Raw genomic sequence first — 24,766 nt, forward strand, 5'->3', positions numbered from 1 at the left:
ATAACATACCAACATTTTAACACAAATATAACAATAATGCAAAAAAATATGCATTATTGTTGCCACCAAAAAAGTTTTTTGAAACAATAAGTTACATTTTCAGTTATAGTTTTAGTTGTTTTAACTAGGTCGTTTGCGGTTTTTGTAATTAAAGGTTGAATTGCGCCACTATAGGTGTTTTCTTGTGCTTTAATCATTAAATCTATTTTTCTTAATTCTTCTGTTTTTTGTACTAATAGATCTTTGTTTTTGTTTAGTTCTACTTTAGTTTCTTCATGGGCTTTTTGTTCGTCTTTTATTTGTTCTTTGAGTTTATTGATTTCATGACGGAGTTCGGCGTTTTCTTCTATATATTTACCAGAGGCGTTTTCTAAAGCCTTAATTGTTCCTTCTAGAGCTTGAATATGTAGACCTTGTTGTGCCCATTTATCGATTTGTTGTTCTAATTCCTCACTTAAACAGTTAATTTCATTAGCTTGTTCGTTGATGATTTGGTTTAGTTCGGTTATTTCTTGGTCTTTTTGGTAGATAGTTGCTTGATATTCTTTTTCTTTTTGTTGAAAATTAGTAATTAATTGATTGATTTCCTGTTGGAGTGCTTGTTTTTCTTGTTCAGATAAAGCTTGATTGGTGATTAATTCTTGATTTTTCGTTTCAATTAAGGATTTTTGTTCTTGGAGTTGGTTTTGGAGTTGTTCAGTCATTTGGTTTTGTTCGTTGATTTGATTGATTAATTCATTAATTTGTTTTTCTTTTTCGGTGTTGATGGTTTTTTCTTGGTGAAGATCAGTTTCTAATTGATTAATCTTTTGATCTTGGGTAAAGATTTCATTTTCTTTAGAACGGATTTTATCAGTTTGTTGATTGATTTCCTTTTGAAGTTCTTGTTTTTCTTGTTCGGTTAGTTTTTGATTATTTTCTAATTCTTCTTGTTTTTGAGTTAAATCATGTTCTAAATTAGCTTTTTGAGTTTCTAAAGTTAAACTATTAATTTTTTCTTGTTGGAGTTTAATTTCTAATAAGTTTTTGGCTTTGATGATTTCTTCAGGTGTTAGTTGTTGTGTTTCATTGTTTTTGATAGTTTCTTTTAATTCCTCGCCAAGTGTTGGTGTGTGTTGGAGTTGTTCTTGTTGCAATAAGGTAGGTTCAGTTGTTGATTCAACTGAACCATGATCAGGGATTGTCAAGGTTACCAGTTATTCTTTCTTCTTGATTTGTATCTTCTTGAATTGGATTAACTATAGTTGATAATTCATTGTTTGGTTGTTGTTGAATAGATGGTGCTTGGAAGATTGGTGTTGGGGGATTTTCCATTTTATGGGTTAATTGTTGAGGTGGATTTGGATTTTGAGTCTCTTCTTGATAAAATTGGTAAAGTTCGTAAGCAGTTAAAGCTAAAGAAACCCAAAATAAAACTTTACCACCAATTTTACATATTTTACTGCCAACATTAGCTATTTTGGAAGTAGCTTTTTTTTGAATTGTTTTTTTAGTTCCTTTTCGAATAGCTTTTTTCGCGCCACCTTTTAACCAATTACCGATTTTACCAATTCCCAAACAAATACCGATGACGCTTAAGGTAGTTGCTAGATAATAACCTAATTTATTTTGGGGTGAAGGAGTGTGATTGGGATCTTTATCGTTTCCTGTTATTTTATTATGGATATGTTTAATAAAATTGTAAATTGGTTGAGTGGCTTTATCGTATAACGATTTGGTTTTAGCTGCGGCGTCTCCTGTAAAAGCGTTGATTTGGGTAAATATTTCAGGAAAGAATTTAAAAAGAACCCAATAAATACCACCTCCAATTAATAAGATAGGTAATAATACAATAATTGCTTTTCCTAATATTTTAATTATTTTTACAAACCAATTATCTTGTTTTTGTTGAGTTTCTACAATTATTTTTGTAGGTTGTGGGGGGGTGGTTTTGGTAATTGGTTTTGTAGTTTTTTGGGTTGTTTTTTTAACTGTTTTTTTTGGTTTTTTGTTTTTTCGAGGGATAACTTTTTTAGAAGTTATCGCCTTTGGTTTGGTTTTTTTGGTTTTAATTATTTTTTTTGACATATGTTTTTACTCGCTTTCTTTATTTTGATTTATTAATTTATCTATTTTTTCATTAATTTTTTTAAAATTACTTTTTGTGTCTTGTCGGAATGTATCTATTTCTTTTTCAATAAGATTAATTTTTTGTTTTAAATTATGATTAATGAAATTACAGATTATGATTGTTGTTAAAGTAAAAATTATTAAACAAATATAAGGTGAATATTTTTGAATAATTTCCATTTTGTTTTCTCCTTTTTTGGTTTTTTTATTCGTTTTAATGGCCTTACCATTATTGTGTGTAAAATAAAAAAGACTCTAATTTAGAGTCTTTTAATGTTGGTAAAATTATTTTTGATTATTGTTTTTGAGGTTTTGGATGATGTTTATCTTGGTAAAGGGATAAAGTGTTACGGACAGGATTAAAGTGGAGGTGAAAATTAGTTAATTCAAAGTTAGAGTCGGAAACATGTGCGCTACCAAGGTAATAGTCCTTGTCGTCGTCTAAGAAGTGTTTAGGGCCTTTGTATTTAACGATTAAATAGTTACCACCTGGGCCTTCGTTGAGTTGTTTTTCTAAGTCGACATATACAAATAATTGACTATCATTTGTTATGTCGAAACGAGAAAATTTAAATCCGTTTGCTGTGGTCGCATCATAAGTTAGCCCTTTGTTATTCCAACAGTTGAAAGAATAACGGTCTTTGATGTAGTTGGCGAGGTTTGAAGGTTCTTTTTGGGTTTCGAGGCGATTTTCGACCAGCTTTAATTCTTTTCTTAATCTTTCTTCTTTGGTTTGAAAAGTTTTAATTTTAGTTTTAATATCGATAATTTCTTGATTTTTATCTTTAATGGTTTGTTCGTATTTCTCAGGTGTTTGGTTTAAAGTGACTAATTCTTGTACAAAATTTATTAATTGCATCTTGTTCGTTCTTTAGTGGAATATGTCTATAATTATTTTTATTGACAATTAATTCAGAAATTAACGTTTTTATATTTTGATATTTTAATTTCATTATTTTTCTTTCTTTTTATTCTTTTATATTCATTTCCTTTTTATATAAGGCAATATATCATTGTTTTTGATTGAAGTAAAGGTAATAAGTTATTGTATTTTTTATAGGAAATTTTAATTTATTAAAAATATTTAATTATTATTTGTCAATGTGAAGTTTAAAATAACATATTTTATTTTAGTATCAAAAAAAGAATAAGACTTTTGTTTTTTTCTAATGTTTTTATTTATTTTCTTTATTTTCCTTTTTTAGATAAATTTATTTAAACGTAAACTCCTTTTATTTATTTATTTTTAATTTGAGGCGATTTGGTAGAGGGAATTTAATTTAGATAAGATATTATCTTGATATTGTTTTTCGGTGTCTTTATATCGTTCTTCTAATGTTTTTTTGTAATCTACGGCGCTTGATAACATATCTTCATACTTTCTTTGGGAAGATTCTAATATTTTTATTTGAGAATTAAGATGTGAAATTTGTCCCACTAATTCTATAGCCTCGTCTTGGAGTTTGGAGATTTCTTCTTGAATTTTAGTTAATTCATTATTTTTATAAATTGGTTTTCCTTGAGTTTGTAATTGTGATTTTTTTGTTTGTGCTTCTAATTTTAATTTATCTATTTCTTTGTTTTTAACTTCTAATTGTTGTTCTAATTGTTCTTTTTGAGATTTTAATGATTGATATTGGGATTTTATTGAGTTAATTTTATTGTGGTGTTCGTTGATTATATTTAGATATTCATTAATTACGGATTGATCTTGTTTTAAATAACCCAACGATGATTTCCAACTATTTTTTATTTCTTCACAACATTTTTTTTCTTCTTCGGTAAGATTAGAAGGTAATAAGCTTTTATCATTTTTTGTTGAATAAACATAAGATTTGATTTTTTGAAAATTTTCTGAATTAGTTTTAAATTTAGGTTTAATTTCATCAATATTATTTTTTAGTTTATTTAATTTTGTTTCAATTTCTAATAAATTATTTTTTATTCTATTTTTAGAATTATCTATGAGTTGTTTTCTCATATTTTGTTTAATATTAAACAAATAACCTTTCCGTTGGTATTTTTGGTAACTTTCAATTTCGTTTTCAATTTGAGATATAATCCAATTAAAATCTTTTTTTACAATTTCATTTATTTCTTTTAAATCATGAATTTCATCTTGTTTCACTGTTTTTTTAAAATATTGAGAAGAATTAATAAGTTTGGGTTCTAGTTCTTTTTTTAATAAAACTAACTGATTTTGAAAATCTTTAATTTTTTTATCTGTTAAATTTATTTCATTTTGAACATTTTTATCGAAATTTTCAAGTTCATCTGATTTAGGTTCTTGTTCTCCTTGTTGTTCTTGTTTTAAAGAATTGTTGGATTTATAATAAAAACCAATACCAATAATAACTGCTATAATAATGATTATAATTTCTAAATTTTTTTGAAAAAAATTATTATTATTATTATTCATAAATTTCATTCCCTTTCTGATAATAGTGATTATTATCAAATATTAAAATATGAATATATCACTATTATACATTTTTATGAATTAAATTGTTTAAAAAAAGTTTTATTTATTAGGGATCATAACAATTTCAGGGATTTTACCACGACGTTTGTCTTTAAGACGTTGTTGAGCGCGAGCGTAATTAGGGTTTTATACGGATAGATTAATTGCGTCTTATTCAGCGATTTGCGTTTGCTGTTTTATTTACAATCAGCCCCCGTCCAAACCGTACGAGCAAGTTTCCAAGCATACGGCTTTCCATAATTTACTCTCTTTCGAGAACTAATTTTGCCTTACGGCTGATTAGCTATTTATTCTTTTTTGTTCTTTTACTTTTGTTATTTAATCTGATATCATGCATTTGTTGGTTCGTAATATTTCTATGACAATCTATGCATAACACTTTTGTACTCTTATTCATCACGCTTTTGCGGTTTTCATTGCGAACCGTACCAATGTGATGGATTTGAAGTTGGGTTGTTTTGCCGCATTTCTCACATATTTCCGCTTTAAGGCGGTCTGTTAGATTCGTACGACCTTGGAATAGATAAGGATTGATGATGATATCGGGATTTTTCTTACAACTACGCATTTTCTTAATCTTATCCCAAGGGTAAACAATCCATGACTCATATCTGGTTTTCCCTTTGTTTAAATAAGGAATTGACCAAGTTGTGCTACGATTAAACTTTTTTCGCACTTTGGCAATTGCCGTTTTGTGTTTCCTTGCCAAAGTTTTCAAACAACTATACTCAGCTAGATAGGTTAGATGGGTTAATGCATTTAGATTGTTAGCTAAACAAAAGTATTGGATGATTCCACGTACGATTGTCTTATAAGTGCGTATTATTTCTAATTCGTCCCTATTTGCTAATGTTTCATCATGCTTAACCTTTCCTCTTCTTAACCAATTGTATTCATATCCATATTCCTTGGCTTTTGCTTTGGGAACTTGGATTGAATTAAATAACGCAATTAAACAAGAACAAGAAACATTAAAACAAAAAGAAAATCAATTGAAAGAACAAAAAAACCTATCAGATGAAGAAAAACAAAAATTAACTCAAGAAATTCAAGGTATTCAAACTAATTTAACTTCTAAAAATGAAGAATTAAAGAATGTAAATCAAAAATTAGAACAAGAAAAAACAACCCAAAAGGAGTTAAACAAAGTTATTAAAGAACAAGAAGAAAAATTAACACAAACTCAAAAATCCAGTGAAGAAAAAGAGAAACAATTAACTCAAGAAATTAAAGATATTAAAACTAATTTAGCTAATCAAGTTAAAAATACCGAAAACAAACACAAAGAAATCGAACAATTACAAACTCAAAAATCACAATTAGAAAACCAATTATCTTCAAATAAACAAGACTTAGAAAAACTCCAACAACAAATTAACCAAAAAGAAGAAGAATTACAAAAAAAAGAACAACAATTAAACGAGCAAATTAATTTATCAAACGAAGAAAAACAGCAACTAAATTCAGAAATCAATAACTTAAAAACTGATATCAACCAAGAAAAGGTTAATTTCGAAGCTCAACTAGCACTCAAAGAAGAAGAAATAGCCCAATTAAAACAAAATGAAGATAACCTTAAACAACAACTAAGCCAAAAACAAAATGAAACAACAAGTCTAAGAGAACAACACGTAAAAACTTTGGAAGAAATTCAAAAACAAATAGATAATCACAAAAAAATGGTTTTGGAATTTGAAAAAGAAACCAAAAACCTAAAAGAACAAATTGCAAAAAACAACGAAAATGCAAATAAACTACAACAAGAATTAAACAACAAAGAAACTCACATCAAAGTCTTTAAAAACGAAATCCAACAACTAGAAATTAAAGAACAAGGATTTAGAAATGAAATAGATACTTTAAAATTGGAAAACAAAAACCTAAAAGAAAAATATACTAACGATTTAAACAAAATTCAAGAACAACTAAACACATCTAAAATCGAAAACGAACAACTAGAAAAAGAAATCAAAGAAATTCAAGGTGAATTGGTTAAAAACGGTAATGAAAACAAATCATTAGTTAATCAATTAAACAATAAACAAACTCAAATCAAAGACTTAAAAAGTAAAATCAACACTCTAGAAGCCAACGAAACCCAACTCCAAGAAATAATCAAACAAAAAGATGAAGAAATAGCCCAACTACAACAAACCATCCAAGAACAAGCAGAACAAATTATGAAACTAACTGCTGAAATTGAAACCAACATGGAAACCTTCAAACAACAAGCAATCAAAATCCAACAACTAGAAGGAGCAATTGCAGGACTTGAAGGTGCTAGCGGTTCATTAAGATTCGAAAACAAAGAATTAAGACATGAAATTGAAAAACTAAAAGCACAATTGAAAGCCGAACAAGACGCACACACAACAACGAAAGAAACATTAGAAGAACAAATCCGTGAATTAGAAGCTGATAAGCTAAAATTAACCAACAACTCCCAACAACTAGAAACCAAACAAAGCGCTTGGCAAGAAGGAGTAGAAAGAACAGGAGCAGTTATTTCAACAACAGTTGCAGTTAAATCAGGGGCTGTTTTTGGTGCCTCAGTTGGTTCTGTTTTAGGCCCTGTTGGAACTGTTGTTGGTGGACTTGCTGGTGCAGCTTTAGGTGGTGCAACAGCTGTTGCATCAAAATGGTCTACATTCTCTAAATGGTTTGGGTGGTAACAATAATGCATATTTTTTTGCATTATTGTTATATTTGTGTTAAAATGATAATAAGTTAAAATAATAAAAAAAGGAATCAAGATTAGAATGGAGTTATTTAAGATATTAACTATTATAGGTATTTTGGGTATTATTTTTGGATTAATCCCCTTATGGATTTGGTTTATTCAAAAACGAGAAAATACAAATAGGATTAAAAAAGTCAATATAAAGACAGCTTTGATTGTTTATTATGTCATGATGTCTATTATAGTTCTTGCTTTTGGAGTGTTTTTGTTTTTAGATATAAAATATGATATCACCAAAACAAAACCAAAAATTTACCCTATCCCCAACACCAAAATAGAAACAAAAAAAGAATATTTTTATGGCGAAAGCATACACACACCCTTAGGAGAATACAATCCCAAAGAATATCCATTAGATGAAGAACCATATCTTGGTAGTGATGGTAAAACTTGGTATTTATATAAAAACTCAAAAGATACAATCAAAGGTGAGCACAAAATCGAAAGAACTTACACCTTCTACGGATTAAACGGCCTTGGACGCGGAAACCACTACTCACACGAACCAACCGACCTCGCGCCATTCGTCCAAAATCCATTCGACAATTGGTATGATGGAAATATAACAGTAGATAAGTTTGTTCGTTTCCACACAAAACGCCATCATAACGATTCACAATTTGATAATCATATGCTTGTAGATCCATCAAATCACTACATAGAACTTAACTACAAAGGCCCTAAATGGTTACTCGAAGAAGACAAAGACTTTTTCATGGATGAAGTAAACTGCATTTCAAACAAAAGAGATGAAAATAATATCAACTTCATCAACAAAACCTACTACCTCCACTTCAACCCCAAACAAGGTTATATAACCCTATACACCCAAAAACATAACACAAAGAATGAAGAAAATAAATAAAAAAAGAAAAGAGAAAAAAATGTTAATTTTTAGATTAAAAAAACAATTATTTTTATTACCAATAGTTTTATTTAGTTTTTTAGGAATATTTTTAATCACTAATAATCAAGTTATGGCGATGGAAAATGAAAAACATTATATAAAAAATAAAAAAAAATCAACAGATATAAAAAATGAATTATTTAATCTTTTAAAAAATAAAAAAGAATTAGAAGATAAAATTCATGATTTTAGAAACAAAAAACAAGTAAATTGTTATGAAAGAGATATAGCTTTAAAATTAGAAATAGAACATAATGAACTTAATTCAAAAATATCAGAAATTTACAAAAAAATATCAAAAATGTCAAAAGTAACCTTCAATTTAAAACCATTAATTAAAATTATAGAAGATTAATTGTAAATAATTTTATTAATATAAAAAAATACATTATTAATTTAGCAGAGGTTTTTTCTAGGGGGTTTTTATTTTTATAACAAAAAAACCATAACACAAAAAAATAAATAAACTTCTTTAAAACAACAATAAATCTTCTTAAAAAGATTTTATTGTTGTTTTTTTTATCAATATAAATAACAAATAAACAGTTTTTTTAACAATAGTGACTTAAAAATTAAGGATATGTTAACAAAACAGAAATGAGCTTAGAAATGGAGAAGAAATTAAAATCATATTCTTTGGATACTAAATTAAAGGCTGTTGTTTTGAAACAGGAAGGGAAAAAATGTAAAGAAATTCAAGAAAAATTTAAAATTAAAAATCGTAGTCAAATTTATAAATGGGTTAAAATGTATGAAAAACTAGGAGCAGAAGGATTTGAACCACTAATTAAAGGAAAAAATACACAAATAGAGACAACAGAAGAAATTAATATAATAAAAACAGCAATTAATAAAAAAATTGCTAATAGTTTGAAAAAAAATAGAAAATTGTATTTAGAAATTATTAATGAATATAAAGATGATATTTCATTGAATCAATTAATTAAATGGTTAAGTATTTCTAAAAATAGTTATTATAGGTGGATAGAACAAAGTAGTAATCCTAGGCCGCACAATGAATTAGAAAAAGCCTTGTTTCAAATATGCAAACAAAATTCATATATTACTACCGATGGCAAAAGAAAAAGACGGCTTGGGTATCGGATAGTTCATCAAAAATTAATTGAACTTAAATTTAAAATTAATCCTAAAACTGTTTTAAAAATGATGCATAAATTTGGTTTATTATCACAAAGGATTCAACGAAAACCTCAATATTATTATGATTTATCAGTTCAAAAAGAAAATAATTTAAAAAATTTAATTCAAAATAATTTTAAATCAACAATACCTTTTGAAAAATTATGTACCGATATTACTTATATTACTTTTGGGCCTAAAAATAAAAAATTATTTGTTTCAGCGATTATGGATTTACATAACCGCGAAATTATAGGGTTTAATATTTCTAAGTTTGCTGATGTTGATTTTGTGATTAATACTTTAACATATCTTCCCAAATTAAAAGAACCTTGTATTATCCATTGTGATAGGGGAAGTGTTTATACTTCCAAGAAATATCAAACTAATTTAAAAGAAAATAATTTGATTGCTAGTTATTCGGCAAAAGGTATGCCAACTGATAATGCATGTATGGAATCATTTTGGTCTAATATGAAACGCGAAACCATCCATTATGAAAAGATGCAAAAATTAAATGAATTACAAATTAAAGAAATAATTACTGATTATATCAAGTATTATAATATTTATCGTAAAATGAAAGTATTAAATTATTTATCACCTTTGGAATATAAAAACAAGTGTTATCAAAAATAATTAAAATAATATTGTTTAGCGCCCTTCATTAGAAAGGGCAATTTGTGTAGTTTTTTTATAACTAAACTATTTTGGTTATTTAATTTGGAACCAAAATAGTTCTAAAACGAATTATTTTGCCCCTTAATGACGTTTTATATATTTTTTTGAGGTTTAACTTCAAACAATAAATTTGAAACACCTTAAAAACAATTATTTTAATTCTTTTTTATTTTTAATGTTGCAATAAAATATTTTCATGATATACTAACAGTAGATAAATTCATTTTAAAAAGGAGAAAATTATGAATAATCAAAATAATGAAATCACTATTTTTGATGTCGCCAATTATATTATTAAAAAAAATAAGAGTGCCATCACAAATATGAAATTACAAAAATTAACTTATTATACATATGCTAAATATTTAGTTGAAAATAATCAACCAATTTTTAATGAACCAATCGAAGCATGGCTTCACGGGCCTGTTTTTCCTAATTTATATAATGAATTTAAACGTTATACCTATAAACCAATTTGTCGCGGAGCTAAAAAAGGAGAAGAAAAACACTTAACAAACAATCATCGTGTTTTAATCGATAGAATAATAGAATTATATGGAAATAAAGCAGCTACTAGTTTATCTAATTTGACGCATCAAGAAGCTCCTTGGCGATCGGCTTGGGATAATAACGAAGATTGGTCTAAAAATGTTATTAAAAACGAAATAATAAAAAATTATTTTACAAAAAATTTCAAAAAAATAAAGTAATCTGATGAGTTCAAAAACTAAATTTCGTTATTCCTTTGTTAAAAAATATGCACCTTATAAAAATTTTAAACGTTTTAAAATTTTACAATTTTTTGAAGATATTCTTTATCCTTTAGACAAACCTATACAACATGATAGTTTTCAAAGCGTCATAAATAGCGATTTTCATTTTCATGAAGTTAAAGAACATAAACTTATTAACGAAGGTTTTAAAAAAATTGCAAAACTTGCAGAAGGTGAAACAGTTTATCAATTAAAAACTACAAAACAAAGTCGTTTATTAGGTTTAAAATTAAATAATATTTTTTATATTCTGGGTTTTGATCCTAAACATGAATTATATTAATTTATTTAATAAATCTAAAAAAATTAAGACCCTCATTTAATCGAGGGTCTTTTTTTTATTTTTAAATAAAAAAACCATTTCCCCAGCGACGTTCAACGTCGCTTTCCTTATTTAACTATTTATCACAAAACAAAACCTCAAATACCCTTAAAACACATTATTTTGTCCCTATATGACGTTTTGGGGTGTGTTTGTATGGGGTGGCCCTTCAAATAATAATTTTCAATCTCTTTAAAAGCTATTATTTTGATTTTAATATTATAAAAATAGTATTTCTTATATAATTACGTAAAAAAATAATTTTATTTGTATTTTAGTGTTACAAGTATATTATTTTAATAGTATAATATATATGAGTTAAATATATAAGAAGAAATAAAACTCTTTAAAAGTTTTATTTCTTCTTATATTATATATATACATATATTATACTATTATAAAATAAAACTTGTCATTTGATATAAAATTTAAAAAATAATAAATATTATTGTTTTATTTTCGTTTTGTTGTTTAAAAAACTATTTTCATGATATAATAATAGTAATTAATAAGCAATTTGGTTTTTCGAAAAAAATCATATTTTTTTTCGATAAAATTGTTGCTCTCAACTGGTTCTATTTTCGTGGAGCTTATCACTTTTTGGTTTTTTTCTTCCAATTGCTTTTGCTTTTTTTTTTCAATATTTAGTTGGTGTACTTGATTATTTAATCTACTTTGCAACTCCATTGATTTTGCTTGTAATTGATATTGTTTTTCAAATGCGAATAAATCTTTTTCAGTTGTTGATTGTGCTTTAAAAATGTCAAGAACATGTTTAAAACTATAAAAACAAATCCAAAAAAGCATAATTTCGCCAACTACCAACCCAAAAAATTTAATTGCTTGAATTTCGATTTCAGGATTATTGATTTTAAATTTTTGATATAAATTGAACAATAAAACTTGGCCGATAATTGATGTGACTAAAAAAATTATCATAAAAAACCTTTTAATTAATTGAAACATTTTTATTTCCTTTCATCAATTTGATTTTATAAAATAGTTTTGTGACTTTATTAGGTCCTTCTGGTTGTGGGCTATATTCGTAGATATAGTCGATTGTTTTGCTGTAGGGGTAGTATTAGGTTTCTTTGGTTAGTTGGTTGTTTTCATTTTTTGTTTTCTTACTTTTTGGTTTCTAATTGAAGTTTTGATTTTGCTATTTCTTCGTTTAATTTAGTTATTTTTTTATAATTTTCATTTAGTTCGTTGTTTTTTTGTAATAATATTTTATTAACTTTTTTCATTTCTTCACTTGCTATTTGATTTTTATGAGCTTCGTTATTTTCAAAATTTTTAATTAATTGTTGGAAATATTGTTTTCTTATTTCTTTGAATGCTTCTGATTTGGTTTTTGAAACTTGGAATAATTTAGTAAGTTTAAAAACAACATTTAATTGGAAATAAACGATTGCGATAATTGAAACAAAAGGGATTATTTCTAATTTTAAATTTTTTAATTCCTCTATTTTGAAATTTGGGTAAGTTATTTTGATTAAATAAATTATAAAAACTTGGATTGAAATTAGATAAATTGTTTCTATAAAATTAGAAATAAATGTAAAGTGGGGTTTGGTTGGTTGGGTTTCTTGAGTTTGCACCAAGTCGCCTCCTTTCTTGGTTTGGTTTAGGTGATACTATTTTTATTTGTTTTGATTGTTTTCGTTAGATTTTTCATCTTTTTTAGTTGAGTCTGATTTTTCAACTGTTGGAGTTGAATTGGTTTGTGATGCTTCTTTTGATTTGAATGGTTGGAAGAACCAAATTGAAGCAGCTATGATTACTGAAACGACAACAACCGCTGTGAAGGCGTATATCTGGTTTTTTGGCATTTTTTATTCTCCTTTCTGATGATTTATTTAGTTGAAACAGTTTTGTGACTTGTTTAGGTCAATATTTTTGGTTTTTTTGTGTCATTTTTTTATTTACGGTTAACCCCATTCCGACCGTGTGAGGGAGTCTAGGTATGGGGTTTGGTTGGGTTTAAAAGTTAAAGATATCAATAATTGTTCCGTCGGATTGGTAAAAAGTTTTTTTAACTGGTTTGCCAGTGTCTTTATCATATTCATATATAAATTTAATTGTTGTTCCGTCTTGTTGGTAATGAGTTTGTTTAATTATTTTGCCAGTGGATGGGTTAAGTTCATTTATATAATTAATAGTTTTTCCGTCGGATTGGTAATAAGTTGTTTTAACTTTTTTGCCAGTGGATGGGTTAAATTCAATTATAGAATCAACAGTTGTTCCATCTTGTTGAAAAATAGTGGCTTTAACTTGTTTGCGGGTGGTTGGGTTAAATTCAATTATAGATTTAATTGTTCCGTCGGATCGGTAATTAATTGTTTGATATTCTTTTGCTTTTTGCATTTTTTTAATTCTCCTTTGATTATTTATTGTTTTTAGTTTTGGGTTTTAATTTGCTGCGGTCCTTGTGGTCCTGTTGGTCCTTGTGGTCCTTGTGGTCCTGTGTCACCTTTGTCTCCTGTGTCACCTTTGTGGCCTTTTGGACCTTGTGGGCCTTGGTCTATTTTTTCTGGTTTGTGGGCTGAGATGCCGTGCGTGGTGTGAGGTGTGTTTGGGTTTGGTCTGGGTTGCTGGGTGGTTTGTGGGGTTTCGGGTTTTGGTGTTTGGTTCATCCAAAAATAAAAACCAACATCAGCAATAATTATTAAAATTAATAAAATTATAATGCTTGGTGCTGAACTTTTTTTGTTATTCATTTTTTAATTCTCCTTTTATTTGGTTTTTTTCTTTTTTGTTTAAAATAAGTAGAAAACCAACAACAAACAAAATCATTGTTAATGTGTTTGTTGTTAAAATAATAAGCATTTCTAAAGTTGGTTGGTAACACATAATTAGTCCACATGTTAGAAGTGTAATTATTGGCATTAATAAACTAAATAATGCGATTTTTAAAGTATCCATTTTTTTGGGTTCTCCTTTGGTTAATTTTGTTAATGTTGGGTATAAAAAAGTCCCTTTTGGGGACTTAATTGTTTTAAAGTTATTTGGTTTTGATTATCTTTTTCTTTTTGGTTGTTTGGGAACGGTCTTGATAGGTTCCACGATATGCTTCGGTTATTCCATCACTCATAGTTTTATTCTCCTTTTATTTTAATTTTAATTTTTTGACTTTATCTTTGATGGTTTTAGATGGTTTGAAAGTTACTACTGTTTTGGCGGGGATTTGGATTTTTTCCCCAGTTTGTGGGTTGTGGCCGATTTGGGCTTTTCTTGATTTTAAGATGAATTTGCCAATTTGAGGTGATAAAACTACTTCTTCGTTAGTAGTGATTGCTTTAATTATTGCATTCTCGAATGAGTTGTAAAATTCTTCGGTTTGGGTTATTGAGGTTTTGTTTGCCTTAGCTATTTTTTTAATTAATTCTTTTTTTGTCATATTTGGTTTTCTCCTTTTTGTTTGATTTATTATTATTTTTAGTTTTGGGTTTTAATTTGCTGCGGTCCTTGAAGTAAGTCCCGCGGTTAATTTCAGTCATGGCGTCGCTCATATGTTTTTTTATTCTCCTTTTATTTTGGTTTTTTCTTTTTTGTTTAAAATAAGTGGAAAACCAACAACAAACAAAAACATTGTTAATGTGTTTGTTGTTAAAATAATAAGCATTTCTAAAGTTGGTTGGTAACGCATAATTAGTCCACATGTTAGAAATGTAATTATTTGCATTACAAAACTCAATGATGCGATTTTTAAAGTATCCATTTTTTGGGTTCTCCTTTGATATTTTGTTTTTGAGTTGTTGGATTTTTTCTTTCATTTCTTGGACTTTTGATGTGAGTTTTTGAGCTTGGGATTCATGTTCTTGCGCTTCTACTAGGTTTGCTTGAATTACAGTTTTTAGATATTGGGCTGTTGCTTTATATCGTGGTACTGCTGATGTGCATTCTTGGGACCATTTTTCATACTCTTTGACTTTTGATTTTAATTTTTTGATTTGGTTTTCGATTTCTTTAAATTTTTTCATTTTATTTCTCCTTTGGTTAATTTTGTATATAAAGTTTTAGTTGACATTAAATTATAAGTTATTTCTTCATCAACATCCATAATAGGGATAAAATATTCATGTTGTAAAATATTGCCAATTGCTTTTAAATATTTAAAAACTTTTGGAACTAAAGTAAAAGAACAAACTTTAATTGCTTTAGGATTATTTTCATCATAAAAATCATAAGTAAAATCTTTATCTTCAATATCCGTCCTACAACAAAAACATTGAATTAGCTTTAAATTAGCATTTGGATAAAATTCAATTTGTAAAAATTGTAAACTATCCGCATATATTCCTTTGAAATCAAAATTAATTTCTTTAATTTTACTTTCATTATTTTGAATAATTTCAATGTTTTTGCATTTTAATTTAGTTAATTTTTTTTAACGCGTTAATTTTATTTTTCATCATTGATTTTTTCTCCTTTTTTAATCAAAATAAAGTTTCATATCCAATTTCATGATGTAAAACAATGGTAAAAATTTTAACCCTAATTATAATTTTTAATAATGATTTCTTGATTGATGTTTTTATTGGTTAAACAGTGACTGGTAGTCGTTTTCGTTTTAATGATGTTGCATTCTTGGAACAAATTACAAATTGGGGTTGTTTCATAATTGGTGTATAACCATTTGACGCCCTTTTTGGTTGCTTGGTGTAATCCCAAGGCTAATTGTTGATGATCTGCAAAAGAAAATGGTTTTTGGTAAAAGTCTTTGTCTTTAATTCCTTCATAGTAATATGGCGGATCGATAAAAAGAAAATCGCCTTTTTGACTATTGGCGATAACTTGACGAAAATCCATACAATATAAAACATGTTTTTTCTTTTGGAAATGTCTTTGGAATGTAACTAATTCGTTTAAATTGATGATGGGAATTTTTTGTTTGGGCTTGTAGCCAAAATTTGTTTTTAAATTAATTTGATTATCATAACGAGTAATACCGCGAAAAGCGTATTTTTTTAAAACATAAAAGATAGCTGACCTGGTTAATTTTTTTTTTTTTTGGTATTTTGGTTATATTGGTTTAGTAAATTTTTGTAAGCTTGTTTTTGGTTCTTTTGGTCGTGATATTGATAAATATAATTTTCCATGGCTTTGACTTTGTTAACAAAATGATGGGGATTTTGGAGACTTTGTTTCCACATAGTGATTAATTAGGAATCGTTATCATTTAAAATAGCTTTTTTAGGTTTTAAATGAAAATAAACAACACCGCTTCCTAAAAATGGTTCATAATAGGTTTTAAATTTAGAAGGTAAATGGGAAATAATTTGTGGTAAAAGTTGTTTCTTACAACCGATCCAGTTAATTTTCATTTTTTCGTTGCTCCTTTAACCAAATATAAATTAAAAAAACTATATCAGAAAAAAGGCTTATTGTTGTGTTAGCTTTGATTCCTAAATTAAAATCAAAAAATAACGTCATAAGGTTTGTAATTATAAAACCGATATATGTTAAAGTTAATATAATTAAAATATTTCTAGGTTTTAAGTTCATTTACTTACTCCTTAATTTAATTTTTGATAAATGTTATGTTGAATTTAGGTATAAAAAAAGTCCCTTTTTGGGACTTAATGTTGTGAATATTATTTGGGTTTGTTGTTTAAAAAAATGACATTTTGGATGATTACTTTGGTATTGGTTCGTGTTTGTCCTTCGTTTGTAGTATATTTTTGGATGGAAAGGGTGCCTTCTACATATATTTTTATACGGATAGATTAATTGCGTTTCAACAATGGGATTTGCATTTCCATTGTATGTATTACAATCAGCCCCCGTCCAAACCGTACGAGCAAGTTTCCAAGCATACGGCTTTCCATAATTTACTCTCTTTCGAGAACTAATTTTGCCTTACGGCCAATATAGGATCTTATTCAATGTTCGCGAAAGCTTAGTTTCATTTGAAACAGTTGTTGACATATTTATCAACTCCTTCCTTGATTACAGTGAATAAATAGTAAATTACTAGCTACTTTCGCCTTGTAAAGGTTATTAACCTTCGCCCTGGTGGGTCATTTTGTTAGCATATTCCAATGTTAACTTTGAATTATCCACGACTATTAAATAGCTTCTTTATCCTTGAGCGTCTCGGCATTTATTCCTTGACTTGTTAATTAAATAACTAGCTTTTAGGATTCTCCAAGTTACTCTAAATATCTACCTTTGTCCTTTAGGTGAAGTAACCGCTTATGTTTTAACGTCTTTCCTGACTGTCGGTGAGATTCCAGGCTTTCTGTTAATTAGATAAACTAACCAAGACAAATAATATATCCTGTTAGACTCTGGACTATACGGCTTCAGTAGTTTGCGTATTAGGTTCTAAGATTACATCTGCTTTCCTTCTTAGACCATTTCAGGCTTATCCATGGGACAATTTGGTGGCGGTATCCTCTTGACTAACTACTTCGTCTCAATCCGCTTTTATGGTCTGCTGTAATCCATTATTCTTTCGTTTAACGGACCGACCATATCCATTCAGTGTTTATCGGCACTGGCTATTGGTTAGATAGCTCGATATTTAGGCCTCTTTGGCGCCCGAACCTTTATGTAGGTATTTGTGGCAGTTTTCGGCTTGATTACGGAATACTACACAAGGGATATACTGAACTTTATCTTTATTGTTGATTGCTAAATTGAAATCTATTTTAGGGATTTGGTCATTGTTACTGTTGATATATTGTTTTTCTAGGTCATGGGCGATATTGCCAATTAGTTGCACTTTATTTAACATTTTTTGGTTTCTCCTTTGATTTTTTGTTATTTGGGGTTAGTTTTTGAATGGCATGTTTTTTTAATGTTTCAATTTGTTTAAAAGTTAAATTTAGTTTTTGGGCGATTTCGTGGTTGGTTAAAGTTGGTTGGTGAGTTTCGTTGATGTCGCCCAAAGTAACTCCGAAACTTAAACAAATAATATTAAATTCGTTTTTGCTTAGTTTTTTTCTTAGTAATTTTAAGAATACTTCATGGTTTACTTGTTTTAACCATAATTGATGTGGATTAAGGATTTTATCCCAATTAGGTTGTTTGTATTTTTCTTCTTTAAAGCTGATATTATTTGGTTTGGTTGTTTTTTGGGGTATTGAAGGTGAGTGGCTTTTTCTTACTAGTTCTCTAATTTCTGATTTGATGGTTGGAGTTGCGTAAGAAATGAAGTCATAACCTAAATCTTGGTAATTATTGAGGGCTTTGATTAATCCTAAAATCCCTTCCTGGTATAAATCTTCTTTGGTTAAAACTCGAGTATAATATTTAAATTGATAAGTTAGTTTTTTGACTAAAGGTAAATGAAGTTCGATTAATTGATTACGAATTTCTAAATTCTTTTTATTTTTTAAAAAATCTTTAAATAATTTTTGTCTTAACATTAGAATCCTTTCTAAAAACGTTTTTAGAAAAGATATGAAAATTATTTTAGTCTTGGAAAAGAAAAAAAGACTAACTTAATAGTTAGTCTTAAAGAATTTTTAAAAAACAAAAAGTGTCTAAACTTTTGGAACACCTCAATTTTTTTACGCAATTATGTTGTTTTTTGAAAAAAATGCGTAAAAAAGTAACCTTTTTTCAAGGTTAAATATTTTAAATAAATTATTTATCTAAGATTTTGTGAATATTGAGATAGAGGACAAGGTGAAACTAGAAGAAATGAAATCAATAAAGAAGACTTAAAACAAGCCTACAAAATGATAATTTCACAAGACACAGAAGTATTAGATAAAATTGAAAACCATAATAAAGGAGGTGATAAATAATGTTATCGCCCTTAGACTTATTTAAAAGTTATTTTTCTTTTAAATCTTATTTCACTTGGTTTTTGTTAGCTAGTATTCTTTTTGGTGGTTTTCTTTTCATCAAAAGGAAAAATTATCACACAAATAACAACACTTGGAAAGGCTATTTAATTTATTTTTTAATTATTATGAGTATTTTAGGTTTTGGTTACTTATGTTTCTTTTATAAACCACAAGAACCATCATCTAAATATTACGGACAATTAATTGGTGAAATCGACAAAGCTATTGACAAATACGATCAAACCATCAACGATTATAAAGGACTCAAATCCGATTGGGAAGGTGAATTAAAGAAATGTGAAGAAGAATTAAAAACATTATACGAAAAACAAGAAATCAACCAAGAACAAAAAGAAAAAATCAAAAAACTTTTAGATCAAACCGAATTAAAAATAACTGATATCAAAACTCAAAAACAAGAAACTGAAAATAATATTAATATTTTAAAAGAACAACTAAAAGAAAAAGAACAAGAAAAAGCTGAAAAAGACAAAGAAATTGCCAAAAAACAAGAAGAAGAAAAACTCGCCTCACCTGATGATAAAATTAGACTAAAAGCCGAAATCTCTAAATTACAAGCCGAACGACATGAAATAGTTGGCGAAATTGGTAAAATTAATGTTCAAATAGGCAAATTAAAATCAAAACAAACAATGTATGAAAATATGTTATCACGAGCCGAAAGGTTCAAAAAAATATTGGAAGAACAATGTAATGATTTAACAGAAGGAGAAAAATCATTATTCAAACAAATCAAATCTGTGGAAGAACGCAAAGCCGAAATCCAAAAAAACATCGACGAAATTAATGCCAAAATGATAACTATCGGCGCAGAAAGAAAACAATTAGAAATTTTACGCCAAGCAGCAGACGCATCCAAAACTGCTTTAGATGACTGGGATAAAAAACACGAATTTAGTTTTGGTAACCTCCGCGATGCGCTTTTTCAAGGTGCAGAACTTTATATGGATGCTTTTGGAGGACGTGGTTTCTTAAAAGCCATAGGTGGTGGGGTGACCAAAGAAGTAGCTGGCACCATTGCCAAAGCAGGATTAGCAATTCACGAAATTCATCGAGTAGTTAATTTAGGTAAAGAATTATTTTTTAACGAAGATAACACCCCTAAAATGATGTCAAAAGAAACTTATGATTCTATTTGCGCTCGTATTGAACGTGATAAAGACAAACTAGATGCTGACTACAAAGACTACGAAAAGAAAAAAGAAGAATATAAAAATAATTTAGAATCCGACAAAACCATCAAGGAATATGGCCAATCAAGAGAATTAGTTAAAAACATCGCAAGAAGGGAAGAATCCATAATCGATGAATATCAAAAAATCACCGACGAATTAACAGCTAAACATGAAGAAGTTTCAGATACTGGGAATTTGTGTCTAAAAAAATCTGAATTAGAAGAAAAACTCAAAGATTTAAACGTAGAAATCGAAAACACAAAAGAAGAATTAAAAAATAAATCTCCAAACTACAATCGCGCTCAACAAAGATTAAAAGAAAAACAAACTCAAACCCAACATGCTAAATTTTTTCAACCGATTACCAAAAAATAATTTTTAACAAAAAAAGCAAGTTAATGTCTTAGAAAAAGACAATTAAAAAACCATTTTTAAGCATAAAACTTGTTTTTTTTTTTTTTTGAGGTATAATAACAATATAATTAAAAAAAGGAGAATTAAAAAATGAATAACAAAAAAAGTTCAGCACCAATCATTATAATTTTATTAATTTTAATAATTAGTAGTGGCGTTGGTTTTTATTTTTGGATGAACCAAACACCAAAACCCGAAACCCCACAAACCACCCAGCAACCCAGACCAAACCCAAACACACCTCACACACACCCCACGCACGGCACCTCAGCCCACAAACCAGAAAAAGGTGAAGAAGAATTAGACGAAACTAAAAAAGAAGAAACCCAAGACCAATCAACCCAACCAAAATTCACAATCACACAAGCTAATTTTGACAAAGTAAAAGAATATATATTTTCAGAAACCGATGACAAATCTTTATTACCCAATGATCTTTTTGAACAAGAAAAAAATAAAATTGAAGAAATAAAAAACAGTTGGAAATCATCGTTAAAAGAAGAACAAAATCCAATTGATGAAGAAAATAACAAATGCGATGATTATAATCGCCAAATTAAAGAAATTCAAAATAAATTTCCTTCATTAAAAGAACAACTAAAAGAAAAAGAACAAGAAAAAGCTGAAAAAGACAAAGAAATTGCCAAAAAACAAGAAGAAAAAAAACTCGCCTCACCTGATGATAAAATTAGACTAAAAGCCGAAATCTCTAAATTACAAGACGAACGACTTGAAATAGTTGGCGAAATTGGTAAAATTAATGTTCAAATAGGCAAATTAAAATCAAAACAAACAATGTATGAAAATATGTTATCACGAGCCGAAAGGTTCAAAAAAATATTGGAAGAACAATATAAAGATTCGACTATACAATATCAAAATCACATTGACTCTAAACTTAACGCCCTCTACCAAATCACCTCTGCTGAGGAGTAAAATCAAAGGAGTATTTATTAAATGTTTAAAATCAAAAATAATTTATTATTTTTAAATGTATTTTTATTTATTGGTTTAAGTTTATTTTTAATTACTAATAATAATTCCATTATGGCTACACCTAAAAAAAATCATGGAAAAGATATAATTTCATCAAAAGAAGAAGCTAAAAAAGATGTAAAAAATTTTTATGAATTATATAATACTCTTGAAAATTATTCAGAAGAAGATAGAAGTAAAATTATTCAAATGTTATCGAATCCAGAAATAATAAAAAAATTAAAAGAAAAAATTGAAGAAGAAAAAAAACAGGAAAAAGGTTCTTCTTCTAGACAGCCTGATAATTGCCACAAATAATTTATATAAAATTTATTATTTATAAAGACCCTCCTCAGGGTCTTTTTTTTATATTGATAACAAACAAACCAAAAGAAAGGAGACAAAACATGTTAAAAAAATTATCTAAAAAACTAATCAAAAACGAAGTAGATCTTTTTGGATTTCTACTTTTAGGAATGTTTACAATCACTACTTTGTTTTTAGGAATTATAGATATGATTAAATCTAGTTCATTTTTTAACCCATTTACCCAAAAAGATGTTATAATTTTGCTTTTAATTACAATCATATTTAGAGAATTATCTAATCATATAGATCGTGAAAAAATCCAGTTGTCATTTAAATAAACCACTAAAACCCAAAAGAAAGGAGGTACTTTCATGACAAAAACAACTAAAATTCCCTTTATCTAAATATTTAATCATTATTTTATCCATCATTCTTTTTAACTTATCTTCTTCTATCTCAGCTCATTCTTACTTTCATCGTCAAATAAAATCAACCATTAAATTATCTGACAACCAAACTCTCCAACAAGAATGGTTAAAAACCCAACCCCCCATAAAAGTTCATAATTTCAACATCCTAACCAACAAAGAAGCACCTAAAATATTAACTTATTGTAATATTCAAAACGCAGCATATCTGGATGAAACCCTCAACGACCCCATTTACTACAACGAACCTAATTATGGAAATGGTTATAATGGTTTTTGGTGGCTAAAAGACCCCCCTCAAGGATTAAAATGTTGTTATATCAAACCAAGAACCAGCCCTTTTAAAGAAAAGGGTTATTATGGCACAAACCATCAATACACCCTTGACGACCTTTTAAAATACGAAATCGCCATCGAAGAAGCATTTGTATTTTGGGATGCCAATGTCATCACACCAACCAACCCCCCCAAAATCCATTTAATAGCACAAGATATTTATGTAGGCCAATCTAAAGAAGAAGCTATTAACAAATATTTAATATCAAATCAAATAACCAATCACACAAAAGTAATTAGGCCATCTTGGGGTTCTTCTGTTTTGGTTTCATCTAATTCTTCTTCACTTTTTTCTGATTTGAGGGCTGAGGTGCCGTGCGTGGTGGGTGTGTGAGGTGTGTGGGTGGTGTCGTTTGTGTTTGGGGTGGTGTCTTTGATGGTTTTGCCTTTGGTTGGGGTTGGTGAATCTTGTTGGGGGGGTTGGTGTTTGTTGTTGTAGGGTTGGGGTGGTTGTTTTGATTTTTTTGTTTTTTTAAACAATAATAAATTCATATTAACATTATACTTTTTGAAACAAATTAATCGTTTTTTGCTATTTTAAAAATGATGCAATAAAAAAGATAAGTTAAAAAAAAGACTCTTTTTTTGGTATAATTAAGGTTAATGTTAGAAAGTAAAATGACATTAGGAGACGATGAAATGAATAAAAAAATGACAGAACAAGAAACGATTAGATATCAAAAAATCAAGGAGTTGAAAAAGTTAAAAATTAATCCTTTTGGCAAAAAATTTATCTGTTCGACAACAATCAAAAACATTGTTTTAAATTATCAAACCAAAGACCAAATGACTTTAGAACAAGAAAGAATCGATGTTGCTGTAGCTGGTAGAATCGTTTTAAAAAGAGGGCAAGGAAAAGCCGGCTTTTTGCATTTACAAGATTTTGATTTTAGAATCCAAATTTATCTAAGACTTGATTTATTAGGCGATTTTGCCTTTAGTCTTTATCAAAATTGTGATTTAGGTGATATTATCGGTATCAAAGGTTTTTTGTTTAAAACCAAAACTCAAGAACTAACTATAAAAGCATTAGAATTTATTCACCTTAGTAAAGCTTTAAAACCGTTGCCAGATAAGTTTCATGGTTTGCAAAATCGTGAAGAAATGAGAAAACAACGTTATGTTGATCTTATTGTTAATGAAAAAAGTAGACAAGTGTTTATCACTCGGAGTCTGATTATTAAAGCTATTCGCAATTTTTTTGATCATGAAGGTTTTTTAGAAGTAGAAACTCCTATTTTGCAAGCTACTTTGGGTGGAGCAGCAGCAAAACCTTTTATTACTTCCCATAATGCCTTAGATTCTAATTTTTATTTAAGAATAGCAACCGAATTACCTTTGAAAAAATTAATCGTTGGTGGGATGAAAAAAGTTTATGAAATCGGACGTCTTTTTCGCAATGAAGGCACTGATGCCACTCATAATCCTGAATTTAGCACGATCGAAGCTTATCAAGCTTTTGCTGATATGTCTGATATTATGGAATTAACTCAAAAATGTTTTCAATATATTTGTCAAAAGGTGTTAAAAACCTTAGAGATTAATTATCAAAATAAAAAAATCAGTTTTCAGACTTTTCATAAAATCAGCATGATAGATGCTATTAAAGCTAAAACTGGCATTGATTTCAAACAAAAATTTTCTTTAGAAACTTGTTTTTTGTTAGCCAAAGAACATCAAATAAAAATCATGTCTCATTTTAGTCAAGGCCATATTATCGAAGCTTTTTTTGAAAAATACGTCGAAAAAACGTTAATTCAACCAACTTTTATTTTCGGTCATCCTGTTGAAATCAGTCCTTTAGCTAAAACCAACGAACAAGACCCACGCTTTACCGATCGCTTTGAACTTTTTATTGCCGGAAAAGAATTTGCTAACGCTTTTAGTGAATTAAATGATCCGATCGAACAAGAACAACGTTTTTTAAATCAATTGAAACAAAAAGAACTAGGCAACGATGAAGCCAATGAGATGGATTATGATTTCCTAAACGCTTTAAGTTATGGGATGCCTCCAACTGGTGGTTTAGGGATGGGAATCGATCGTATAGTAATGCTTTTAACGGATACTGCCAACATTCGAGATGTGATTTTATTCCCCCATTTCAAAAATAAAAATATTTTAAAAGAGACTCATAAAAAATAAGAACGGC

31 protein-coding genes and 2 pseudogenes are annotated in these 24,766 nt (G+C 28.1%); 11 read left to right on the forward strand and 22 right to left on the reverse strand.

Going from position 1 to position 24,766, the window contains the following annotated elements:
• Positions 1–53: 53 nt before the first annotated feature.
• The 6 genes and pseudogenes from psc1_RS01385 to psc1_RS01410 form a co-directional block, all read right to left on the reverse strand.
• Positions 54–1,187 carry a hypothetical protein gene (locus psc1_RS01385; RefSeq protein ID WP_373375726.1) on the reverse strand — a complete coding sequence of 378 codons (1,134 nt, stop codon included), beginning with the start codon at positions 1,185–1,187 and terminating at the stop codon, positions 54–56.
• Positions 1,174–2,067, reverse strand: coding sequence for a hypothetical protein (locus psc1_RS01390; RefSeq protein WP_122225650.1), 894 nt, complete (start codon positions 2,065–2,067; stop codon positions 1,174–1,176). The genes psc1_RS01385 and psc1_RS01390 overlap by 14 nt, the downstream gene beginning before the upstream one ends.
• Positions 2,068–2,073: 6 nt before the next feature.
• Positions 2,074–2,289, reverse strand: coding sequence for a hypothetical protein (locus psc1_RS01395; protein WP_122225651.1), 216 nt, complete (start codon positions 2,287–2,289; stop codon positions 2,074–2,076).
• Between the two features lie 115 nt (positions 2,290–2,404).
• Entirely contained in the window at positions 2,405–2,968 is a 564-nt protein-coding gene (locus psc1_RS01400) for a hypothetical protein (RefSeq protein ID WP_373375727.1), read from the reverse strand.
• A 387-nt stretch (positions 2,969–3,355) separates the two neighbouring features.
• A complete protein-coding gene (locus psc1_RS01405; protein WP_373375728.1) occupies positions 3,356–4,528 on the reverse strand; it encodes a hypothetical protein in 1,173 nt (390 codons plus the stop codon).
• 346 nt (positions 4,529–4,874) lie between these two features.
• Positions 4,875–5,525: pseudogene (locus psc1_RS01410) on the reverse strand (group II intron reverse transcriptase/maturase); the annotation flags it as partial.
• Between the two features lie 121 nt (positions 5,526–5,646).
• Between psc1_RS01410 and psc1_RS01415 the strand changes: the two are divergent.
• The 6 genes from psc1_RS01415 to psc1_RS01440 all read left to right on the forward strand — a co-directional run bounded on the left by psc1_RS01415 (position 5,647) and on the right by psc1_RS01440 (position 11,115).
• Positions 5,647–7,263 carry a hypothetical protein gene (locus psc1_RS01415; RefSeq protein ID WP_373400996.1) on the forward strand — a complete coding sequence of 539 codons (1,617 nt, stop codon included), beginning with the start codon at positions 5,647–5,649 and terminating at the stop codon, positions 7,261–7,263.
• 87 nt (positions 7,264–7,350) lie between these two features.
• The gene (locus psc1_RS01420) at positions 7,351–8,196 is read left to right on the forward strand and encodes a hypothetical protein (RefSeq protein WP_373375730.1); all 846 of its coding nucleotides are present in this window, start codon (positions 7,351–7,353) and stop codon (positions 8,194–8,196) included.
• 19 nt (positions 8,197–8,215) lie between these two features.
• Positions 8,216–8,593 carry an SVM family protein gene (locus psc1_RS01425; RefSeq protein ID WP_373375731.1) on the forward strand — a complete coding sequence of 126 codons (378 nt, stop codon included), beginning with the start codon at positions 8,216–8,218 and terminating at the stop codon, positions 8,591–8,593.
• A gap of 242 nt (positions 8,594–8,835) precedes the next feature.
• Positions 8,836–10,017: an IS3 family transposase gene (locus psc1_RS01430; protein WP_122225588.1), complete on the forward strand. Its 1,182-nt coding sequence runs from the start codon at positions 8,836–8,838 to the stop codon at positions 10,015–10,017.
• Between the two features lie 284 nt (positions 10,018–10,301).
• Positions 10,302–10,769, forward strand: a complete 468-nt coding sequence (locus tag psc1_RS01435; protein ID WP_122225589.1) for a Panacea domain-containing protein — start codon at positions 10,302–10,304, stop codon at positions 10,767–10,769.
• A gap of 4 nt (positions 10,770–10,773) precedes the next feature.
• The gene (locus tag psc1_RS01440; protein ID WP_023161225.1) at positions 10,774–11,115 is read left to right on the forward strand and encodes a hypothetical protein; all 342 of its coding nucleotides are present in this window, start codon (positions 10,774–10,776) and stop codon (positions 11,113–11,115) included.
• Between the two features lie 510 nt (positions 11,116–11,625).
• On the opposite strand, the gene psc1_RS01445 is transcribed toward psc1_RS01440, so the two are convergent.
• The 15 genes and pseudogenes from psc1_RS01445 to psc1_RS01515 all read right to left on the reverse strand — a co-directional run bounded on the left by psc1_RS01445 (position 11,626) and on the right by psc1_RS01515 (position 18,530).
• On the reverse strand, positions 11,626–12,120 hold the full coding sequence (locus tag psc1_RS01445; protein WP_373375733.1) for a hypothetical protein: 495 nt from the start codon (positions 12,118–12,120) through the stop codon (positions 11,626–11,628).
• Between the two features lie 158 nt (positions 12,121–12,278).
• Positions 12,279–12,755 (reverse strand): hypothetical protein, encoded by a 477-nt coding sequence (locus psc1_RS01450; protein ID WP_373375622.1) that lies wholly within the window; start codon positions 12,753–12,755, stop codon positions 12,279–12,281.
• A gap of 42 nt (positions 12,756–12,797) precedes the next feature.
• Positions 12,798–12,986: a hypothetical protein gene (locus tag psc1_RS01455; protein WP_373375735.1), complete on the reverse strand. Its 189-nt coding sequence runs from the start codon at positions 12,984–12,986 to the stop codon at positions 12,798–12,800.
• Positions 12,987–13,137: 151 nt separating this feature from the next.
• Complete coding sequence (locus psc1_RS01460; protein ID WP_373375736.1) at positions 13,138–13,521, reverse strand: DUF2963 domain-containing protein; 384 nt, start codon at positions 13,519–13,521, stop codon at positions 13,138–13,140.
• Positions 13,522–13,553: 32 nt separating this feature from the next.
• A complete protein-coding gene (locus psc1_RS01465; RefSeq protein WP_373375737.1) occupies positions 13,554–13,874 on the reverse strand; it encodes a hypothetical protein in 321 nt (106 codons plus the stop codon).
• A complete protein-coding gene (locus tag psc1_RS01470; protein ID WP_122225509.1) occupies positions 13,867–14,079 on the reverse strand; it encodes a hypothetical protein in 213 nt (70 codons plus the stop codon). The genes psc1_RS01465 and psc1_RS01470 overlap by 8 nt, the downstream gene beginning before the upstream one ends.
• A 184-nt stretch (positions 14,080–14,263) precedes the next feature.
• Positions 14,264–14,554, reverse strand: a complete 291-nt coding sequence (locus psc1_RS01475; protein ID WP_122225508.1) for an HU family DNA-binding protein — start codon at positions 14,552–14,554, stop codon at positions 14,264–14,266.
• Complete coding sequence (locus psc1_RS01480) at positions 14,532–15,137, reverse strand: hypothetical protein (RefSeq protein ID WP_373400989.1); 606 nt, start codon at positions 15,135–15,137, stop codon at positions 14,532–14,534. Before psc1_RS01480 ends, psc1_RS01475 begins: the two co-directional genes overlap by 23 nt.
• 514 nt (positions 15,138–15,651) lie before the next feature.
• Positions 15,652–16,140 carry a DNA adenine methylase gene (locus psc1_RS01485; RefSeq protein WP_373375760.1) on the reverse strand — a complete coding sequence of 163 codons (489 nt, stop codon included), beginning with the start codon at positions 16,138–16,140 and terminating at the stop codon, positions 15,652–15,654.
• A gap of 11 nt (positions 16,141–16,151) precedes the next feature.
• Positions 16,152–16,310, reverse strand: coding sequence for a hypothetical protein (locus tag psc1_RS01490; RefSeq protein ID WP_373400990.1), 159 nt, complete (start codon positions 16,308–16,310; stop codon positions 16,152–16,154).
• A 9-nt stretch (positions 16,311–16,319) separates the two neighbouring features.
• Positions 16,320–16,481: a DNA adenine methylase gene (locus tag psc1_RS01495; protein ID WP_373375739.1), complete on the reverse strand. Its 162-nt coding sequence runs from the start codon at positions 16,479–16,481 to the stop codon at positions 16,320–16,322.
• Positions 16,471–16,662 carry a hypothetical protein gene (locus psc1_RS01500; protein ID WP_023161295.1) on the reverse strand — a complete coding sequence of 64 codons (192 nt, stop codon included), beginning with the start codon at positions 16,660–16,662 and terminating at the stop codon, positions 16,471–16,473. The genes psc1_RS01495 and psc1_RS01500 overlap by 11 nt, the downstream gene beginning before the upstream one ends.
• Positions 16,663–16,751: 89 nt before the next feature.
• Positions 16,752–16,880 carry a single-stranded DNA-binding protein gene (locus psc1_RS01505; RefSeq protein WP_373375761.1) on the reverse strand — a complete coding sequence of 43 codons (129 nt, stop codon included), beginning with the start codon at positions 16,878–16,880 and terminating at the stop codon, positions 16,752–16,754.
• Positions 16,881–17,701: 821 nt separating this feature from the next.
• Positions 17,702–17,896: pseudogene (locus psc1_RS01510) on the reverse strand (single-stranded DNA-binding protein); the annotation flags it as partial.
• Positions 17,886–18,530, reverse strand: coding sequence for a sigma-70 family RNA polymerase sigma factor (locus tag psc1_RS01515; RefSeq protein ID WP_373375740.1), 645 nt, complete (start codon positions 18,528–18,530; stop codon positions 17,886–17,888). The pseudogene psc1_RS01510 and the gene psc1_RS01515, both read right to left, overlap by 11 nt.
• 383 nt (positions 18,531–18,913) lie before the next feature.
• Here psc1_RS01515 and psc1_RS01520 point away from each other — a divergent pair, with 383 nt between their 5' ends.
• The 4 genes from psc1_RS01520 to psc1_RS01535 all read left to right on the forward strand — a co-directional run bounded on the left by psc1_RS01520 (position 18,914) and on the right by psc1_RS01535 (position 22,188).
• Complete coding sequence (locus tag psc1_RS01520; RefSeq protein ID WP_373375741.1) at positions 18,914–20,527, forward strand: DNA double-strand break repair protein Rad50; 1,614 nt, start codon at positions 18,914–18,916, stop codon at positions 20,525–20,527.
• A gap of 129 nt (positions 20,528–20,656) precedes the next feature.
• Positions 20,657–21,502, forward strand: a complete 846-nt coding sequence (locus psc1_RS01525; RefSeq protein WP_373375742.1) for a hypothetical protein — start codon at positions 20,657–20,659, stop codon at positions 21,500–21,502.
• 21 nt (positions 21,503–21,523) lie between these two features.
• A complete protein-coding gene (locus psc1_RS01530) occupies positions 21,524–21,859 on the forward strand; it encodes an SVM family protein (protein WP_023161246.1) in 336 nt (111 codons plus the stop codon).
• A gap of 89 nt (positions 21,860–21,948) precedes the next feature.
• Entirely contained in the window at positions 21,949–22,188 is a 240-nt protein-coding gene (locus psc1_RS01535) for a hypothetical protein (protein ID WP_122225337.1), read from the forward strand.
• 648 nt (positions 22,189–22,836) lie between these two features.
• Here psc1_RS01535 and psc1_RS01540 read toward each other — a convergent pair.
• Positions 22,837–23,106, reverse strand: coding sequence for a hypothetical protein (locus tag psc1_RS01540; protein WP_373375743.1), 270 nt, complete (start codon positions 23,104–23,106; stop codon positions 22,837–22,839).
• Between the two features lie 147 nt (positions 23,107–23,253).
• Between psc1_RS01540 and lysS the strand changes: the two genes are divergently transcribed.
• Positions 23,254–24,759 carry a lysine--tRNA ligase gene (gene lysS, locus psc1_RS01545; RefSeq protein WP_023161149.1) on the forward strand — a complete coding sequence of 502 codons (1,506 nt, stop codon included), beginning with the start codon at positions 23,254–23,256 and terminating at the stop codon, positions 24,757–24,759.
• Positions 24,760–24,766 lie beyond the last annotated feature (7 nt).

Source organism: Candidatus Phytoplasma solani, assembly GCF_041729705.1.
In the GTDB taxonomy this organism is placed as follows: Bacteria; Bacillota_I; Bacilli_A; order Acholeplasmatales; family Acholeplasmataceae; genus Phytoplasma; species Phytoplasma solani.